Annotated in this window: 15 protein-coding genes and 1 tRNA gene; 6 read left to right on the top strand and 10 right to left on the bottom strand. The window is 74.6% G+C overall.

Annotation, left to right across the window (positions count from 1 at the left end; genetic code table 11):
- Positions 1-14: 14 nt before the first annotated feature.
- The gene (locus G1H19_RS24660; RefSeq protein ID WP_322099366.1) at positions 15-2,126 is read right to left on the bottom strand and encodes an ATP-binding cassette domain-containing protein; all 2,112 of its coding nucleotides are present in this window, start codon (positions 2,124-2,126) and stop codon (positions 15-17) included.
- 120 nt (positions 2,127-2,246) lie between these two features.
- Positions 2,247-3,476 carry a threonine ammonia-lyase gene (ilvA, locus tag G1H19_RS16475; RefSeq protein WP_174278109.1) on the bottom strand — a complete coding sequence of 410 codons (1,230 nt, stop codon included), beginning with the start codon at positions 3,474-3,476 and terminating at the stop codon, positions 2,247-2,249.
- Positions 3,477-3,548: 72 nt separating this feature from the next.
- Between ilvA and G1H19_RS16480 the strand changes: the two genes are divergently transcribed.
- The 3 genes from G1H19_RS16480 to G1H19_RS16490 all read left to right on the top strand — a co-directional run bounded on the left by G1H19_RS16480 (position 3,549) and on the right by G1H19_RS16490 (position 7,664).
- Positions 3,549-5,018 carry a sigma 54-interacting transcriptional regulator gene (locus tag G1H19_RS16480; RefSeq protein ID WP_235928147.1) on the top strand — a complete coding sequence of 490 codons (1,470 nt, stop codon included), beginning with the start codon at positions 3,549-3,551 and terminating at the stop codon, positions 5,016-5,018.
- Positions 5,019-5,054: 36 nt separating this feature from the next.
- Positions 5,055-7,064 carry a VWA domain-containing protein gene (locus G1H19_RS16485; RefSeq protein ID WP_152730895.1) on the top strand — a complete coding sequence of 670 codons (2,010 nt, stop codon included), beginning with the start codon at positions 5,055-5,057 and terminating at the stop codon, positions 7,062-7,064.
- Between the two features lie 135 nt (positions 7,065-7,199).
- Positions 7,200-7,664: a GNAT family N-acetyltransferase gene (locus G1H19_RS16490; protein WP_162393068.1), complete on the top strand. Its 465-nt coding sequence runs from the start codon at positions 7,200-7,202 to the stop codon at positions 7,662-7,664.
- A gap of 14 nt (positions 7,665-7,678) precedes the next feature.
- Here G1H19_RS16490 and G1H19_RS16495 read toward each other — a convergent pair whose 3' ends face one another.
- Entirely contained in the window at positions 7,679-9,034 is a 1,356-nt protein-coding gene (locus G1H19_RS16495) for a DUF2252 domain-containing protein (RefSeq protein ID WP_235928146.1), read from the bottom strand.
- Between the two features lie 80 nt (positions 9,035-9,114).
- On the opposite strand from G1H19_RS16495, the gene G1H19_RS16500 reads away from it, so the two are divergent.
- Together G1H19_RS16500 and G1H19_RS16505 are read left to right on the top strand one after the other, a co-directional pair.
- Positions 9,115-10,149 carry an SGNH/GDSL hydrolase family protein gene (locus tag G1H19_RS16500; RefSeq protein ID WP_162393067.1) on the top strand — a complete coding sequence of 345 codons (1,035 nt, stop codon included), beginning with the start codon at positions 9,115-9,117 and terminating at the stop codon, positions 10,147-10,149.
- 82 nt (positions 10,150-10,231) lie between these two features.
- The gene (locus G1H19_RS16505; protein WP_152730894.1) at positions 10,232-11,452 is read left to right on the top strand and encodes an acetyl-CoA C-acetyltransferase; all 1,221 of its coding nucleotides are present in this window, start codon (positions 10,232-10,234) and stop codon (positions 11,450-11,452) included.
- Positions 11,453-11,613: 161 nt separating this feature from the next.
- Here the strand turns inward: G1H19_RS16505 and G1H19_RS16510 are convergent, their stop codons facing one another.
- The 3 genes from G1H19_RS16510 to G1H19_RS16520 all read right to left on the bottom strand — a co-directional run bounded on the left by G1H19_RS16510 (position 11,614) and on the right by G1H19_RS16520 (position 13,569).
- Positions 11,614-12,444, bottom strand: a complete 831-nt coding sequence (locus tag G1H19_RS16510; protein WP_152730893.1) for a Bax inhibitor-1/YccA family protein — start codon at positions 12,442-12,444, stop codon at positions 11,614-11,616.
- A gap of 186 nt (positions 12,445-12,630) precedes the next feature.
- Positions 12,631-12,704, bottom strand: a tRNA-Leu gene (locus tag G1H19_RS16515).
- Positions 12,705-12,801: 97 nt separating this feature from the next.
- The gene (locus G1H19_RS16520) at positions 12,802-13,569 is read right to left on the bottom strand and encodes a uracil-DNA glycosylase (RefSeq protein ID WP_162393066.1); all 768 of its coding nucleotides are present in this window, start codon (positions 13,567-13,569) and stop codon (positions 12,802-12,804) included.
- Positions 13,570-13,629: 60 nt separating this feature from the next.
- On the opposite strand from G1H19_RS16520, the gene G1H19_RS16525 reads away from it, so the two are divergent.
- Complete coding sequence (locus G1H19_RS16525; RefSeq protein ID WP_162393065.1) at positions 13,630-13,935, top strand: DUF4235 domain-containing protein; 306 nt, start codon at positions 13,630-13,632, stop codon at positions 13,933-13,935.
- A 155-nt stretch (positions 13,936-14,090) separates the two neighbouring features.
- On the opposite strand, the gene G1H19_RS16530 is transcribed toward G1H19_RS16525, so the two are convergent.
- Genes G1H19_RS16530 through eno form a run of 4 tightly spaced genes read right to left on the bottom strand, consistent with a single transcriptional unit; the run spans position 14,091 to position 17,467 of the window.
- The gene (locus tag G1H19_RS16530) at positions 14,091-15,041 is read right to left on the bottom strand and encodes a Ppx/GppA phosphatase family protein (protein WP_162393064.1); all 951 of its coding nucleotides are present in this window, start codon (positions 15,039-15,041) and stop codon (positions 14,091-14,093) included.
- Complete coding sequence (locus G1H19_RS16535; protein WP_162393063.1) at positions 15,038-15,601, bottom strand: DUF501 domain-containing protein; 564 nt, start codon at positions 15,599-15,601, stop codon at positions 15,038-15,040. Before G1H19_RS16535 ends, G1H19_RS16530 begins: the two co-directional genes overlap by 4 nt.
- Positions 15,598-16,167 carry a septum formation initiator family protein gene (locus G1H19_RS24665; protein ID WP_162393062.1) on the bottom strand — a complete coding sequence of 190 codons (570 nt, stop codon included), beginning with the start codon at positions 16,165-16,167 and terminating at the stop codon, positions 15,598-15,600. Before G1H19_RS24665 ends, G1H19_RS16535 begins: the two co-directional genes overlap by 4 nt.
- Positions 16,168-16,174: 7 nt before the next feature.
- Positions 16,175-17,467 carry a phosphopyruvate hydratase gene (gene eno, locus G1H19_RS16545; RefSeq protein WP_162393061.1) on the bottom strand — a complete coding sequence of 431 codons (1,293 nt, stop codon included), beginning with the start codon at positions 17,465-17,467 and terminating at the stop codon, positions 16,175-16,177.
- Position 17,468 lies beyond the last annotated feature (1 nt).

Consider the following 17,468-nt stretch of genomic DNA (forward strand, 5'->3'; position numbering starts at 1 on the left):
CGCCGCGCGCCGGTTCAGCGGGAGACGACCCGCTGGAAGCTGCGCACCGCCAGCGGCATGAACACCACCAGCAGCAGCACCACCCACAGCAGCACGTAGGCCACCGGGTGCTGCAGCGCCCAGCTGTCCGGGGTGCTCAGGCCCGGCGTGGTGTTGCCGAACAGCTCACGGCAGGCCTGCACCAGCGCCGACACCGGGTTCCAGTCGGAGAACGTCTGCAGCACGGCGGGGAAGTTGTCCGTCGGCACGAAGGTGTTCGCGATGAACGTCAGCGGGAAGATCACGATGAAGCTGGCGTTGTTCACCACCTCCGGCGTGCGCACGTTGAGCCCCACGAACGCCATCACCCAGGAGATGGCGAAGGAGAACAGCAGCAGGAGCAGCACGCCCAGCAGCGCCTCGCCCACCGAGGTGTGGATGCGCCAGCCGACGGCGAGGCCGGTCAGCATCATCACGGTGATGGTGACGATGTTCATGGTGACGTCGGCCAGCGTGCGGCCGACCAGCACCGCCGCCCGCGACATCGGCAGGGAGCGGAACCGGTCGATCAGCCCCTTCTGCTGGTCCTCCGCGAGCGAGGCCCCGGTGAGGACGCTGCCGAACACCACCGTCTGGGCGAAGATCCCGGGCAGCAGGAACTCGGCGTAGGTGATGCCGGAGGGCAGCTGGATCGCGCCACCGAACACGTAGCGGAACAGCAGCACGAACATGATCGGCGACAGCGTGGCGAAGACCAGCAGGTCGGGGACCCGCCTCACCTTGATCAGGTTCCGCTTGGTGATGGTCAGGCTGTCGGAGACGAAGGCGGCGAACGCGCTGCTGGGCGCGTCCGAGGCGGGAGCCCGCCCCGAGCCGGACGACGGGGGGCGGGGCCGGGCCGGCCGTGCGGCAGCCCGGCGGGGCTGGTCCCGGTCAGCGTCCGCCCGGGGGCGCTCCAGGACGCCCACCGCCTGCCGGGCCGGGACGGGCGCGGTCTGCAGCACCGGGTCGGCGAGGCTCAGCGCGCCACCGTCGCCGTCGCCCACCCGGGCCCGCGCCTGCTGCGTGGCGCCGCGGGAGCGGCCGACGGCGGGCAGGGCGTGCTGGTGCGCGGGCCGGCCGCCGGCCCCGACGGGCTCCTGGGGGCCGCCCCCACCCGGGGCGTCGGCGTCCGGGCCGCCGTCGGGTGCGTCCGGGGGACCGTCCGCACCGGCCGAGCGGCCGGTCAGGGTGAGGAAGACGTCGTCCAGGTCCGGGCGGCGCAGCCCGACGTCGAGCACGGTGACCGGGGTGCCCTCCAGCCGGCGCAGCGCCTCGGCCAGCACCGCGGCGCCACCGGCGACCGGGATCGTGACCCGGCGGGTCTGGTCGTCGCGCCGCACCGGGCCCACGGCCAGCGTGCCGAGCTCGGCAGCGACGATGCCGGCGTCGGCGGCCGAGCCGAGGGTGAACTCCAGCCGCTCACCGCCGACCTGTGCCTTGAGGTCGTCCCCGGTGCCGCGGGCGATGACCCGGCCGTGGTCGATGACCACCATCCGGTCGGCCAGCCGGTCGGCCTCCTCCAGGTACTGGGTGGTCAGCAGGATGGTGGTGCCGTCGTTGACCAGCGCCGAGATCAGCTCCCACATGCCGAGCCGGCTGCGCGGGTCCAGGCCCGTGGTCGGCTCGTCGAGGAACAGCACCCGCGGCCGGGCGATCAGGGAGGCGGCGATGTCCAGGCGGCGGCGCATGCCGCCGGAGTAGGTCTTGGCCGGACGGTCGGCGGCCTCGACGAGGTCGAACCGCTCGAGCAGCAGCCCGGCCCGGGACCGGGCCTTGCGCGGCCCGAGCCGGTACAGCCTGCCGACCATCTCCAGGTTCTCGTAGCCGGTCAGGTACTCGTCGACGGCGGCGTACTGGCCGGTGAGCCCGATGATCGACCGGACCTCCTGGGCCTGGGTGAGCGCGTCGAGACCACCGATCGTCACCCGGCCCTCGTCCGGGGTCAGCAGCGTGGACAGGATGCGGACCGTGGTGGTCTTGCCGGCCCCGTTGGGACCCAGCAGACCGAGGACCGTGCCCTCGGGGACGGACAGGTCGACGCCGGAGAGCGCCGTCGTCCCACCGAACCGCTTGACCAGTCCCTCGACCACGATCGCGTCCGTCATGACCGGCAAACTAGATCACCGGAGCGGTGCTCCACCACGCTCTCGGAGCGCTGCCCACCGATCGTGTACCTCCGAGTAACACACAGTCGTGGAAGCCGCCCGTGAGCGCGACGAACCGGGTCAGTCCGCGGTGGGTGCGTACCCGGCGCGGGCCAGTGCCGCGACGACGTCCGCGGCGTGGTCGGGCCCCTGCGTCTCCAGCACGGCGGCCACCTCGACCTCGCCGACGGCCAGCCGGGTGGTGGTGCGCTGGTGCTCGATCGACAGCACGTTGGCCGACACCGCGGCGCAGGCCTGCAGCAGGCCGGCCAGCGACCCCGGCCGGTCGGGCACGCTCACCCGCAGGGACAGGTACCGGCCGGCGGCGGCCATGCCGTGCTGCACCACCTTGAGCATCAGCACCGGGTCGATGTTCCCGCCGGACACGATGGCCACGACCGGTGCCGGGAAGGCGCCCGGGTCGGCCAGGACGGCGGCGACCGCGGCCACCCCGGCGGGCTCGACGACGAGCTTGGCCCGCTCCAGGCAGAACAGCAGCGCCCGGGAGAGGTCCTCCTCGGTGACCGTGCGCACCTCGTCGACCAGCCCGGCCACGTGGGCGAGGGTCAGGTCGGTGGGGGCGGCCACGGCGATCCCGTCGGCCATCGTCGACATCGACTCCAGCGCCACCGGCCGCCCCCGGGCCAGCGACCCGGGGAAGGCCGCGGCCCCCTCGGCCTGCACCGCGACCACCCGGACGCCGGGCCGGGCGTCCTTGACCGCCGCGGCGACGCCGGAGACCAGCCCGCCCCCGCCGGTGCAGACGACGACGGTGGCGACGTCCGGGCACTGCTCGAGCACCTCGAGGCCGACGGTGCCCTGGCCGGCCACGACGTCCGGGTGGTCGAAGGGGTGGATGAACACCGAGCCGGTCTCCTCGGCGAACGCCGCGGCCGACAGCAGCGGCTCGACCAGCGACAGCCCGCCGAGCCGCACCGTGGCGCCGTAGCCACGGGTGGCGGCGAGCTTGGGCAGCGGGGCCGTGTCGGGCATGAACACCGTCGCCTCGGCGCCGAGCTCGCGGGCGGCGAGCGCCACGCCCTGCGCGTGGTTGCCGGCGCTGGCCGCGACCACGCCGCGGGCCCGCTCGGCGTCGGTCAGCCGGGCGATCCGGGTGTAGGCGCCGCGGATCTTGAACGAGCCGGTGCGCTGCAGGTTCTCGCACTTCAGCAGCACCGGGCCGCCCACCCGGTCGGCCAGGGCCCGGGAGTTCTCCAGCGGGGTGCGCCGCACGACGCCGCGCAGCAGCTCGGCGGCCGACGCCACCTCCGCACCGGTGACCAGGGGGACCGATCCAGGGCTCGCGGACACCCGGTGATCCTCGCAGCACCCCGCGTGGCGCTGCACACTCGTTCGTCACAGGTGCGTCGTACCGTGGTCGAGGTGACGGACGACGCACGCCAGACCCCCGCTCCCGCACCCACCACGCTCGGCGAGCTGCGCTCCACCGGTGCCACGGCCACCCCGGTGAAGAGCGAGCTGCGCGCCAACCTGCTCGCCCGCCTCGCTGCCGGGGAGCCCAGCCTGCCCGGCATCGTCGGGTTCGAGGACACCGTGGTGCCCGAGGTCGAGCGGGCGCTGCTCGCCGGCCACGACCTGGTCCTGCTCGGTGAGCGCGGCCAGGGCAAGACCCGGCTGATCCGCACCCTGGTGGGCCTGTTCGACGAGTGGACGCCGGTGCTGATCGGCAGCGAGCTCAACGAGCACCCGATGGCGCCGGTGAGCGTCTGGGCACAGCGCCAGGTCGCCGAGCACGGTGACGCCACCCCGGTCGGCTGGCTGCACCGCAGCGACCGGTTCGGGGAGAAGCTGGCCACCCCGGACACCAGCGTCGGTGACCTGATCGGCGACGTCGACCCGATCAAGGTCGCCGAGGGCCGCACCCTGGGCGACCCGGAGACGGTGCACTACGGCCTGGTGCCGCGCACCAACCGCGGCATCTTCAGCATCAACGAGCTGCCCGACCTGGCCGAGCGGATCCAGGTGGCGCTGCTCAACGTGCTGGAGGAGCGGGACGTCCAGATCCGCGGCTACCGCGTCCGGCTGCCGCTGGACCTGCTGCTGGTGGCCAGCGCGAACCCGGAGGACTACACCAACCGCGGGCGGATCATCACCCCGCTCAAGGACCGGTTCGGCGCCGAGGTGCGCACCCACTACCCGCTGGAGCTCGCCGACGAGATCCGGCTGCTGCACCAGGAGGCGCAGACCAGCTGGGGCGGGGTGACCACCGGCACCGGCAGCGGCGGCCTGGACGCCCCCGTGGTGCCCGAGCACCTGGTGGAGATCGTGGCCCGGTTCACCCGGCTGGTGCGCGAGTCCAGCCACGTCGACCAGCGCTCCGGGGTGAGCGCCCGGTTCGCCATCGCCGGGCTGGAGACGATCGCGGCCTCCGCGGTGCGCCGCGCGGCCGTGGCCGGGGAGACCCAGCCGGTGGCCCGGGTGGTCGACCTGCCCAGCATCGTCCCGGCCAGCCGCGGCAAGGTCGAGTTCGCCGACGCCGGCTCCGACGACGACGACGACCGCGAGGTCGAGGTGCTCGAGCACCTGCTGCGCCAGGCCACCGCGCAGACCTTCCGCGCCCGGTGCGCCGGCTTCGACCTCACCGGCCTGCAGGAGCACTTCACCGCCGGCGAGGTGGTCGAGTCCGGTGAGCTGGTGCCGGCGGCGGCGCTGCTGGGCCAGCTGGGCACCATCCCGAAGCTCGCCGAGCTGCTGGGGCGCCTGGGCGTCCCGGAGGGTGAGCAGTCGGCGGAGCAGGCGGCGGCCGCGGTGGAGTTCGCGCTGGAGGGCCTGTACCTGACCCGCCGGCTCGCGAAGGACACCGACGGCAGCCGCACGGTCTACGGCGCCTGAGCGCGCCGGTACCCGACGAGCGCGAGGGAGGCCGACATGGGCAGGCGACGCGGCAGCAACGGTTACCGGTACGGCCGGTGGCGGGGCGGGCCCGACCCGCTGGCGCCGCCCTACGACCTGGGCCGGGCCGTCGACGAGATCGGCGACCAGGTGCTGGCCGGCTCCGGGGTGCGCGAGGCGCTGCGCGAGCTGCTGCGCCGGGGCACCGAGGGTCGGCGCGGCATGGACGACCTGCGCCGCTCGGTCCGCGACCGGCTGCGCGAGGCCCGCAAGGCCGGCCGGATGGACGGCACGCTGGAGCAGGTGCGCGAGCTGCTCGACCGCGCCGTGCAGGCCGAGCGGCGCGAGCTGTTCCCCGACCCGGACGACGCCGCCCGGCTGGCCGAGGCCGAGCTGGACGCCCTGCCGCAGGACACCGCCGGGGCGGTGCGGGCGCTCAAGGACAGGCAGTGGCGTTCCGAGGAGGCCCGCCAGGCCTACCAGGAGATCCAGGACCTGCTGCGCCGGGAGGTGCTGGACAGCTCGTTCGACAACATGAAGCAGGCCCTGCAGAACGCCGGTGCCGGCGACGTGCAGGCGGTCAAGGACATGGTGGCCGACCTGTCCGCGCTGCTGGACGCGCACAACCGCGGCGAGGACACCGACCAGCAGTTCGCCGACTTCATGGAGCGGCACGGCCAGTTCTTCCCCGACGACCCGGAGACGGTGGACGAGCTCATCGACGCGCTGGCCCGCCGGGCCGCCGCGCAGGAGCGGATGATGGCCGGCCTCTCCCCCGAGCAGCGGGCCGAGCTCGGCGACCTCATGCAGCAGGCGATGGGCGACCTGGGCCTGGAGAGCGAGATGGCGCACCTCGACGACGCGCTGCGCCAGGCCCGGCCCGACCTGCCCTGGGGCCAGCGGGGTGCGGTGCCGGACGGCGAGCAGGGGCTGGGGATGGGCGACGCCACCTCCGCGGTCGCCGAGCTGGCCGACCTGGAGGCCCTGAGCAACCAGCTGTCCCAGGGCTACGCCGGTGCCTCGCTGGCCGACGTGGACGAGGAGCTGCTGGAGCGCGCACTGGGCCGCGCGGCCGTGGACGACCTGGCCGCGCTGCGCCAGATGGAGCGCGAGCTGGAGCGGCAGGGCTTCCTGACCCGCACCGAGGGCAGGCTCGAGCTCTCGCCGAAGGCGGTGCGCCGGCTCGGGGCCACCGCGCTGAAGCGGGTGTTCAGCTCGCTGGACGCCGCCGGCCGCGGCGACCACGACGTGCCCGACGCCGGCGCCACCGGCGAGCTGACCGGCAGCTCGCGGGAGTGGCAGTTCGGCGACGAGCAGCCGCTGGACGTGATCCGCACCGTGCGCAACGCCGTCCTGCGCACCGCCGGCGAGCCGCACCCGGCGGCCCCGGACGCAGGGCCGGCCGGCCGGCGGCGCGTGCAGATCGCCGTCGAGGACTTCGAGGTGGTGGAGACCGAGCGCCGGGCCGGTGCCGCGGTGGCGCTGCTGGTCGACCTGTCCTACTCGATGGCGCTGCGCGGCACCTGGGGGGCGGCCAAGTCGACGGCGATGGCGCTGCACTCGCTGGTGACCACCCGCTTCCCGCAGGACGCGATCGAGATCATCGGCTTCGCCTCCACCGCGCAGGTGCTGCGACCGGAGACGCTCGCCGAGCTGAGCGTGGACACCCTGCAGGGCACCAACCTGCAGCACGGGCTCATGCTCGCCCGCCGCTTCCTGGCCCGGCACCACGACGCCGAGCCGGTGATCCTGGTGGTCACCGACGGCGAGCCCACGGCGCACCTGCTGTCGGACGGCACGCCGTACTTCAACTGGCCACCCGTGCCGGAGACGATCGCCCGCACCGTCGCCGAGGTGGAACGCTGCGCCCGGTCCGGGGCGACGATGAACGTCTTCGCCCTGGACCCGGAGCCCGCGCTGGTGCACTTCGTGCACGACATCACCCAGCGCACCGGTGGCCGGGTGTTCACCCCGGACGGCGACCGTCTCGGCGAGTACGTCGTCGCCGACTACCTGCGGGCCCGGAAGGGGCGGCGGGGCCGTTGACGCCGGCTCCCCGGCCGCCGACGCCCGGCTGCCGGCGGAGCGGCCGGGAGGGCGCCCCGGCCGTCGGGGAGACTGGGCCGACCGAGGACCCCGCCGCCACCCTGCGGCGGGGCCGGGAGCGGGGAGGACGACGACGTGGACATCGAGGCCGGCCCCGGGCTGATCACCGTGGAGCAGGTCGACGCCGCCGCGACCTACCCGCTGCGCGCCCAGGAGCTCCGGCAGGGCCGCCCGGTGGAGATCGACGAGGACGACGCCCCGTACACGCTGCACCTGGCCGCCCGGCTGGACGGCGGCGAGGTCGTCGGCGTCGTCCGGTTCCACCCGCGGGACTGCCCGTGGCGGGAGACCGAGGGCACCTGGCAGCTGCGCGGCATGGCCACCGACCCCCGGGTGCGCGGCCTGGGCGCCGGGCGGGCGCTGGTCGCCGAGGGTCTGACCCGGGTCGCCGCCCGCGGCGGGCAGCTGGTCTGGTGCGACGCCCGGGAGGCCGCCGTCGGCTTCTACCGGAAGCTGGGCTTCCAGGTGGTCACCGAGCCCTACGACCTGCGCCCGGTCGGCACGCACCGCGGCATGGTCGTCGAGCTGCCGATCCGCTGAGGCCGCGCCGCCGCTCAGCGCAGCGGCTGGGCGCCGCTGGAGCTGATGCCGGGGATCTGGCCGGCCCGGAAGGCGTCGACGAACAGCCGGTGGTCCACCCGGGTGCGCTGGGCGTAGTCCAGGGCGAAGTCGGTCAGGTCGGCGATGAACTCCGCGCGCCGGCCCCCGATCATCGTGGTGATCGCCTCCTCGGTCTGGAAGGGCACCAGGGTGTGGTCGGAGTCGGCGTCGCCGACGCAGTGCATCTTCGCGGTGGCCCGGCCCAACTGGCGCACCACGGGCAGGATCTCGTCGGGCTCGGTCAGGTCGTCCCAGTCCAGGTCCAGCTCGTACGGCGACAGCTCGGCGACCAGGAAGCCCACCCCGCCGATCTCGGTGTGGCCGAGGAACGGGGAGGCGTGCGACTGCAGGGCCCGCTGGCTCACCGCCGTCCGGTGGCCCTCGTGCTCGAAGTGCTCCCGGATGGCCGGGTCGGTGACCACCCGGCTGGGCGCGGCGACGTTGCCCTGCTTCAGCGAGAGCACGATGTCGTTCTCCAGGGCCTGGTCGTAGCCCTCCAGCAGCACGTTGTAGGCGGGCAGGCCGGCGCTGCCGATGCCGAAGCCGCCGGTGCCGATCACGTCCTTGACGTCGTAGGCGACCTCGCGGCGGCGCCGGCCCTCCGGCACCGTCTCCCGGTAGCGGTCGACCGCGGCGAGCACCACGGCCCGCTCGTCGTCGTCCAGGACGCGGTTGCGGCTGGAGTCGGCGAACCGGCGCTGGTGGTGCTCCACGACCGTGAGGCGGTCCAGCAGGGCGATCCGGGTGCGCTCGGTGGTGGCCAGCAGCAGCTCGCGCACCGCGCCGTCGGTGTTCTCCCTCGTGAGGGCGAACGAGCGGTCGTCGTCGGAGCGGGTGAAGGCGGCGACCTGGTCCAGGTAGGCCGACAGGTAGGCGTCCAGCACCTGGGCGATCACGTCGTCGCCGAGCGCCTTGCGCCAGGCGAGCAGGGCGAAGCTGGCCGCGAACCGGCGCAGGTCCCAGCTGACGTGGCCCAGGTAGGCCTCGTCGAAGTCGTTGACGTCGAAGACGATCCGCCCGTCGCCGTCCATGTAGGTGCCGAAGTTCTCCGCGTGCAGGTCACCCTGGATCCACACCCGCGACGTCCGCTCGTCACACCAGCGGTCCTCACCGGTCGCCATGTCGGCGTAGAACAGGCACGCCGACCCGCGGTAGAAGGCGAACGGGTCGGCCGCCATCTTGCGGAACTTGGTGCGGAAGGCGTCGGCGTCCGCGGTCATCAGCGCCGAGAAGGCGTCGACGAGCACGTCGACGATCTGCTGCTGACGGTCGAGGTCGGCGTCCGGTGCGGGGGGCTGGCGGGTGGGCACGGGCCCACCGTAGGTGGCGACTAGCCTGCGATGGGCGGCCTGCAGCGCCGCCGGTGCACGGACGACGGACGGGAGCCGAGGTGACGCGGGCCAGCAGGGCACGGCGACTGGCGACCAGCGCGATCTACGGCGGCGGCGGGATCGGCCTGGTCGGTGCCGGCCTGGTCGCGCTGCTCCGCGAGGAGGCGCGGTCGGCCCGGCGGCGGATCGAGACCCACGACCTGCGCAAGGACCCACCCACCGGCAACGGCGTCTACGGCAGCGGCCGGGGCGAGCCGATCGTGTTCGTGGTGCTGGGCGACTCCAGCGCCGTGGGGCTCGGCGTCGACAAGGCCACCGAGACCCCCGGCGTGCTCATCGCGGCCGCGCTCGCCGAGCTCAGCGAGCGCCCGGTACGGCTGGTCCGCCTGGCGGTGTCGGGCTGCGTGTCCGCCCGGCTCGCCGCCCAGGTCGACCAGGCCCTGGCCGAGCGGCCCGACGTCGCGCTGATCATGATCGGCGCCAACGACATCACCAGCCGCGCCCGCCCGTCGACGTCGGTGCGGCAGCTCGCCGACGAGGTGCGCCGGCTGACCGCGGCCGGCTGCAAGGTGGTGGTCGGGACCTGCCCGGACCTGGGCACGATCCGGCCGATCCGGCAGCCGCTGCGCCTGCTGGCCCGGCGGTGGAGCCGCGAGCTGGCGGCGGCGCAGACCATCGCGGTGGTCGCCGAGGGCGGGCGCACCGTGTCGCTCGGCTCGGTGCTCGGGCCGGCGTTCGCCACCGACACCAGCATGTTCAGCCGGGACGAGTTCCACCCCTCGGCCGTCGGCTACGCCGCGGCTGCTGCCTCGCTGCTGCCCTCGGTGGCCGACTCGATCGGGGTGTGGCCCGCCTCGGCCGACCGGGGCCTGCGGCTGCGGCGCAACACCGTGCGCCCGGTGGCGCAGGCCGCCGCCCGCGCGGCCGGCCGCACCGGCACCGAGGTGCAGCCCACCGAGGTGCGCGGCCAGGACACCGGCCCGCGCGGGCCCTGGGCCCGGCTGCGCCGCCGCCGTCCGCCGGGGATCCCCACACCCGAGGAGGCCGGCGAGTCCGCCCGGGCGGGCGTCGCCCAGCCGGGGGTCCGGGGCTGACGGCCGCGGCACGGCCCCGGGTAGGTTCGGGCCGACCGACGCCCGTGCCGCCCCCGGCAACGCCTCACCGTGGAGTACTCGTATGCCCGAAGCCGTCATCGTCGCCACCGCCCGCTCGCCCATCGGCCGCGCCTTCAAGGGATCGCTGAAGGACCTGCGCCCCGACGACCTCACCGCCACGATCGTGCGCGCCGCACTGGACCAGGTGCCCGAGCTGGACCCGACGGACATCGACGACCTGGTCCTCGGTTGCGGGCTGCCCGGCGGTGAGCAGGGGTACAACATGGGCCGCGTCGTCGCGGTGCTGCTGGGCATGGACCACCTGCCCGGCACGACGATCACCCGCTACTGCTCCTCCTCGCTGCAGACCACCCGCATGGCGATGCACGCCATCCGGGCCGGCGAGGGCGACGTCTTCATCTCCGCGGGCGTGGAGATGGTGTCCCGCTTCGTCAAGGGCAACTCCGACGGCCTGCCGGACACGCAGAACCCGGCCTTCACCGACGCCGCCGCCCGGGGGGCGAAGGTGGCCGAGAGCGGCGCCGAGAGCTGGACCGACCCGCGCTCGGACGGGGACGTGCCCGACGTCTACATCTCCATGGGGCAGACCGCGGAGAACCTGGCGCTGCTCAAGGACGTCTCCCGCCAGGAGATGGACGAGTTCGCCGTGCGCAGCCAGAACCTCGCCGAGAAGGCCATCGCCAACGGCTTCTGGGCCCGGGAGATCACCCCGGTCACCACCCCGGACGGCACCGTGGTCAGCGCCGACGACGGCCCCCGCGCCGGGACGACGATCGAGGGCATCTCCGCGCTGAAGCCGGTGTTCCGCCCCGACGGCCGGGTCACCGCCGGCAACGCCTGCCCGCTCAACGACGGCGCCGCCGCGGTGGTGGTCATGAGCGACACCAAGGCCGCCGAGCTGGGCCTCACGCCGCTGGCACGGATCGTGTCGACCGCGGTGACCGGCCTGTCCCCGGAGATCATGGGCTACGGCCCGGTCGACGCCTCGAAGCTGGCGCTGCAGCGCGCGGGCATGAGCATCGGCGACATCGACCTGGTGGAGATCAACGAGGCGTTCGCCGCGCAGGTCATCCCCAGCTACCGCGACCTGGGCATCGACATCGACAAGCTGAACGTGCACGGTGGCGCGATCGCCGTCGGCCACCCGTTCGGCATGACCGGCGCCCGGATCACCGGCACCCTGCTCAACGGCCTGCGCACCACCGACGGCACCTTCGGCCTGGAGACCATGTGCGTCGGCGGCGGCATGGGCATGGCGATGGTGCTCGAGCGCCTGTCCTGACGAGCTGATGGAGTGCCACGGCGCAGGGTCCCCTGCGCCGTGGCACTCCGGTCGACGTCCGAACAGCACAGTGGCCCGGTCCCCGCGAGGGGACCGGGCCACTGTCGTCCGGGGCCCCTGCCCCGCCGCGAGCGTGCTCGTGGTGGGGCAGGGGTCCTTCGTCAGTCTCGGAAGTAGCTGAGCAGGCGGAGGATCTCCAGGTACAGCCACACCATGGTGACCAGCAGGCCGAACGCCACGAACCAGGCGAACTTGGCCGGGGCGCCACGGCGGATGGCCTCGTCGGCCATGTCGAAGTCGAGCAGCAGCGAGAACGCGGCCACACCGATCACGACCAGGCTGAAGATGATGGCCACCGGGCCACCCTCACGCAGGCCGAGGCCGCCGGGGGTGATGAAGCTGGCGACCAGGTTGACCAGCATGAGCGCCAGGACGCCGAACATGGCGCCGACGATCCAGCGGGTGAGCTTCGGGGTGACCCGGACAGCACCGGTCTTGTAGACGACCAGCATGCCGGCGAACACACCGAACGTGCCGACGATCGCCTGGATGACGATGCCCTCGTAGAGGTTCTCGAACGCCTCGCTGATCGCGCCGAGGAAGACGCCCTCGACGGCCGCGTAGGTGAGGATCGCTGCGGGGTTGGTGATCTGCTTGAACGAGATCACCAGGCCGAGCACCAGGCCGATCAGAACGGCCGGCAGGGCGAGGCCGAGCGCCGTCTCGGTCGGCAGCAGGGCCCAGGTGGCGGCAGCCGCGAGCACGGTCACCAGGAACGTGATGCCGGTCTTGGTGACGACGTCGTCCATCGTCATGTAGCGCGTGGTGCTGGCGGCGTACGGGTTCTGCTGCGCCGGAGCACCGTAGGGGTTGTGCTGGGTGGGCGCGCCGTACTGCGCGCCCTGACCCCAGCCGCCGGGCTGCTGGCCGAACTGCGGGCCAGGGGTGTTGGCCGGGAAGGCCCGACCGAACACCGGGTTGTTGCTGGGCATCGCCATCTCCTCGAGGTGACTCGGACCGTGGGATCCGCAGTCTTGCGGGTCCCACTCGTCTCCTACAACGACCGTCCACCGCACAGCGTTCCCGCGCCGGGTCCCTCACCCGGACGGGTGGCCGCCGGTCGCCCGGGCCGGGGTGCCCGAACCGCTGCCGGCCTCGGGCGGCGGTTGCGCGTGACGTGCCCTCGGTGGGGTTCGAACCCACACTGCGACCCTTTTAAGGGGCCTGCCTCTGCCGGTTGGGCTACGAGGGCGTCTCGCCGGCGAACCGACAGGGTCCCATCCGTCGGCGGCGGCCGGCGGGACGGACCCCGGACCACCTCACCCCGGGCCACATCACGCCGGACCGCATCACCCCGGGCCGCCGGCCAGGTCGGTCGCCCTCGTCAGGACGGCGTCCAGCATGGGCTCGGTCAGCCGGCCGGTGAAGGTGTTCTGCTGGCTGACGTGGTAGCTGCCGAGCAGCGTGAGCGGGCCGCGGGGACCGACCAGCGTCGTCTCCACGCCGTGGCCGAACGCCGGGCGTGGTCGCGGCAGCGGGTACCCGGCCCGGCCCAGCACCGGCCAGAGCGCCGTCCACCCGAAACCGCCCAGCACCACCACCACCCGCAGCCGCGGCAGCAGCGCCAGCTCCCGGGCCAGCCACGGCGAGCAGGTGTCCCGCTCGGCCGGGGTCGGGGCGTTGTCCGGCGGGGCGCAGCGCACGGCCGCGCACACCCGGACGTCGGTCAGCTCCAGGCCGTCGCCGCGGTGGGTCGACGTCGGCTGGTTGGCCAGGCCGGCCCGCCACAGGGCGGCGAAGATCCAGTCCCCGCTGCGGTCGCCGGTGAACACCCGGCCGGTGCGGTTCCCGCCGTGTGCCGCCGGCGCCAGCCCGACCACCGCGATCCGGGCGTCCGCCGGGCCCAGGCCCGGCACCGGGCGGCCCCAGTAGTCCTCCTCGCGGAACGAGGCACGCTTGACCGTGGCCACCTCCTCGCGCCAGGCGACGAGTCGGGGGCAGGCGCGGCACCCGGAGATGCGGTCGTCCAGCACCTGCAGCGTGCGGGCGCCGGCCGCGCCGCGGGCGACCCCGGCCGGGGTGCGGGTGACCGGGAAGCCGTCGACGTCGAGTGCCACGGGTCCAGTCCACCATCCGGCGGACGGGCGGCGACCCGCTGGTCTTGACATGATCGCCGGGTGGCGAAGAAGCAGAAGCAGAAGACCCCGGCGCTGTACAAGGTCCTCGGCCCGGCGCTGGCGATCCCGACCGGCATCCTGGTGAAGAAGACGACCGACCAGCTGTGGGTCGCGGTGCGCAACACCCCGCCGCCGAAGAACCCCACGTCCCCGGGCGTCACCTGGCCCGACGCGCTGGCCTGGGCCGCGTTCTCCGGGGTGCTCGTCGCGGTCGGCCGGCTGCTGGCCGCGCAGGGCGCGGACAAGATCTACACGGCGCTGACCGGCAAGCCCCCGGCCAACGCCAACGCCGACAGCGCCGCCTGACACGGCACCCCCTCGGGACGGCGCACCCGGATCCGGTACGCGCCCGCGATGCCCGCTGATCACCGGCGGTGCCCGGCCTGCAACGCGGGGGCCTGGCCGGCCGGCGGGAGCGCGCGGGCCGGCGGCAGCGCCGCCGGCTGGGGCGGGCGGGCGGGTCAGGTGCGGGCGAGCTGGAGCGCGATGCCGTCGAGGATGTCGTGCTCGGAGACGACGACCTCGTCGATGTCGAAGGCGTCCATGATGACGCGCAGGACCAGCGATCCGCCGCCGATGACGTCGACCCGGCCCGGGTGCATCACCGGCATCGCGGCCCGCCGGGCGCGGGTGGCGGTGAGCAGGCCCGCGGTCACCGAGCGCACCCCGGCCACCGGGACCCGGGAGCCCTGCAGCACGTCGGCGTCGTACACCGGCAGCTGCAGCGCCAGCGCGGCCACGGTGGTGACCGAGCCGGCCAGCCCGACCAGGGTCGCCGCCTCCCCCACCGGGACGTCGGCCACGACCTCGGTCAGCGCCGCCCGGATGTCGCTCTCCGCGGCCTGGATCTGGTCGGCGGTGGGCGGGTCGGCGCGCAGGTGCCGCTCGGTGAGCCGCACGCAGCCGACGTCGACCGACCGGACGGCGCGCACCCCGTCGGCGTCCCCGAGCACGAACTCGGTGGAGCCGCCCCCGATGTCCACGACCAGGTAGGGCGCCGGCGGCGGCTCCTGCCCGTGCGCAGCGGCCCCGGCGGCCAGCGACACGGTGGCACCGAGGAAGGACAGGGCGGCCTCCTCGGTGCCGGCGACCACGTCGGGCAACCGGCCCAGGGTGGTGAGCACCATGGCCTCGAAGTCGGCGCGGTTGGCGGCGTCCCGGCTGGCGCTGGTGGCCACCATCCGCACCCGCTCGACGCCGAGCTCGCGTGCGGTGGCCGCGTACTCGGCCAGCACGAGCCGGGTGCGCTCGATCGCCTCCGGGGCCAGCCGGCCGGTGGCGTCCACGCCCTCCCCGAGCCGGACGACCTCCATCCGGCGCACCAGGTCGACGTGCGGGCCCTCGGCGGGCACGTCGGCAACGAGCAGCCGGATCGAGTTGGTGCCGCAGTCGATCGCGGCGACCCGGGTCACGAGCGGTCCCCGTCAGCGGCCGGGGTGACGGCGTCGTCCGCGGGGAGGGCGCAGGGGCCGGCCGCCCACCACTCCCCCATGCCGGCGACGGCGCGGTCACCGATCGGGTTGACGCCCGGCCCGGCGGCGAGCGCGTGCGCGGCCAGCGCGTGCAGGCACTTCACCCGGTCGGGCATGCCGCCGGCGGTGGCCCGGGTGGGCAGCACGTCCCGGGCGTCGCGGGTGGCCAGGAACGCCTCGTGCGCGGCCAGGTACCCCCGGGCCAGCTCGGGGTCGGTCGCCAGCTCGGCCTGCCACTCGCGCATGAGCCCGGCCGACTCCAGCCGGCTGGCGGCCGCCGACGCGCGCGGGCAGGTGAGGTAGTAGAGCGTCGGGAACGGGGTGCCGTCCTCGAGTCGGGGTGCGGTCTCGACCACGTCGGGCTGCCCGCAGGGGCAACGGTGCGCGACCCCGACCAGCGCCCGCGGGGGCCGGCCCAGCTGGCGCGCGACGACGTCCCGCTCGTCCGGGGTGACCGCCGGGGCGGACGGGGCCGGTCCGGTGCCGGGGTGCGTGCTCACGGGGTGGGCTCGGCGGCGTCGCCGTCGGCGGTGGCGACCGACTCCAGCAGGCCCTCGTACCAGGTGCGGTCCGGGGCGGTGGCCGGCGTCGCGGCGTCGGCCTCGGTGGCGCCGGGCACGGTCTCGCCGTCGGCGACGACCACCAGCCGGTCGCCGGGCAGCACGTAGGCCAGCCGGGACTGGGCCTGCTGCCGGGTGTAGGCCGGGTCGGCCTGCCGGGTCAGCTGCTCCTGCAGCTCCTCGGCGCGCCGGTCCAGGGCGCTGCCCTCGGCGGCGAGCTCGGCGAGGTCCTGCCGGCCGGCCACGTACTGCCGCAGCGGACCGGCCAGCGTGAGCGCCAGCAGCAGTACGAGGGCGACCAGCAGGACCGCCCGGCCGGTGATCAGCGGGCGGTGCGCGACGGCCCCGCCGCGGCCGGCGTTGGCCGTGTACCGGGACGACCGGCGCTGCCCGGGCCGGCTGGCCTCCCGGGAGGGACCGGCCGACCGGGCCGGGCGGGCGCCGGACGTCCGGCGCCCGCGCGCCTCCGCGGCCGGGCCGCCCCGCCGGCCGCGGACGGCGCTCACCCCGTCGTCACTCCCCGCCGGCAGCCACGGACAGGCGCGGGAACGCGGCGGCGCCGGCGTACCGGGCGGCGTCGTCGAGCTCCTCCTCGATGCGCAGCAGCTGGTTGTACTTGGCCACGCGCTCGCTGCGGGCCGGGGCACCGGTCTTGATCTGCCCGCAGTCGGTGGCGACGGCGAGGTCGGCGATCGTGGTGTCCTCGGTCTCCCCGGAGCGGTGGCTCATCATCGACCGGTAGCCGGCCCGGTGGGCCATGTTCACGGCGTCCAGCGTCTCGGTGAGCGTGCCGATCTGGTTCACCTTGACCAGCAGGGCGTTGGCGGCCCCACGGGAGATGCCGTCGGCCAGCCGGGTCGGGTTGGTGACGAAGAGGTCGTCGCCGACGATCTGCACCCGGTGGCCCAGGGCGGCGGTCATGGCGACCCAGCCGTCCCAGTCCTCCTCGGACAGCGGGTCCTCGATCGAGGCGATCGGGTAGGCGTCGACCAGCTCGGTGTAGTAGCTGATCAGGTCGTCGGAGGTCAGCGTCCTGCCCTCGAAGGCGTACCCGGCCTCGCTGTGGAACTCGGTGGCGGCGACGTCGAGGGCGAAGGCCACGTCCGAGCCGACGGTGTAGCCGGCCTTCTGCACGGCCTCCACGATCAGGTCGAGGGCGTCCCGGTTGCTGGGCAGGTCGGGCGCGAAGCCGCCCTCGTCGCCCAGGCCGGTGGACAGCCCGCGCTTCTTCAGCACCGACTTCAGCGCGTGGTAGGTCTCCGCGCCCATGGCGAGGGCCTCGGCGAACGTGGCCGCGCCGATCGGCGCGATCATGAACTCCTGGACGTCGACGTTGCTGTCCGCGTGCGAGCCACCGTTGAGGATGTTGAGCATCGGCACCGGCAGCACGTGGGCGGAGGGCCCACCGACGTAGCGGAACAGCGGCAGACCGGAGGACTCGGCCGCCGCCTTGGCCACCGCGAGGCTGACGCCGAGGATGGCGTTGGCGCCCAGGCGGGACTTGTCCGGCGTGCCGTCCAGGTCGATCAGGCGCTGGTCGAGCAGGCGCTGCTCGCTGGCCTCGAACCCGACGAGCTCCGGGCCGATGACGTCGAGCACGCCGTCGACGGCCTGGGTGACGCCCTTGCCGTTGTAGCGATCACCGCCGTCGCGCAGCTCCACCGCCTCGAACGCGCCGGTGGAGGCGCCGCTGGGCACCGCCGCACGTGTGATCGTCCCGTCGTCGAGTGCTACCTCGACCTCGACGGTGGGGTTTCCGCGCGAGTCCAGGATCTCTCGCGCGCCGACTGCCTCGATGCTGGCCACC

The sequence above is a fragment of the Goekera deserti genome (genome assembly GCF_010685995.1).
Taxonomy (GTDB): Bacteria; Actinomycetota; Actinomycetes; order Mycobacteriales; family Geodermatophilaceae; genus Goekera; species Goekera deserti.

Bases quoted from the DNA above. Each gene is read 5' to 3' on its own strand.
- G1H19_RS24660 (WP_322099366.1), bottom strand. From the start codon at position 2,126: ATGACGGACGCGATCGTGGTCGAGGGACTGGTCAAGCGGTTCGGTGGG.
- G1H19_RS16485 (WP_152730895.1), top strand. From the start codon at position 5,055: ATGGGCAGGCGACGCGGCAGCAACGGTTACCGGTACGGCCGGTGGCGG.
- G1H19_RS16505 (WP_152730894.1), top strand. From the start codon at position 10,232: ATGCCCGAAGCCGTCATCGTCGCCACCGCCCGCTCGCCCATCGGCCGC.
- G1H19_RS16510 (WP_152730893.1), bottom strand. From the start codon at position 12,444: ATGCCCAGCAACAACCCGGTGTTCGGTCGGGCCTTCCCGGCCAACACC.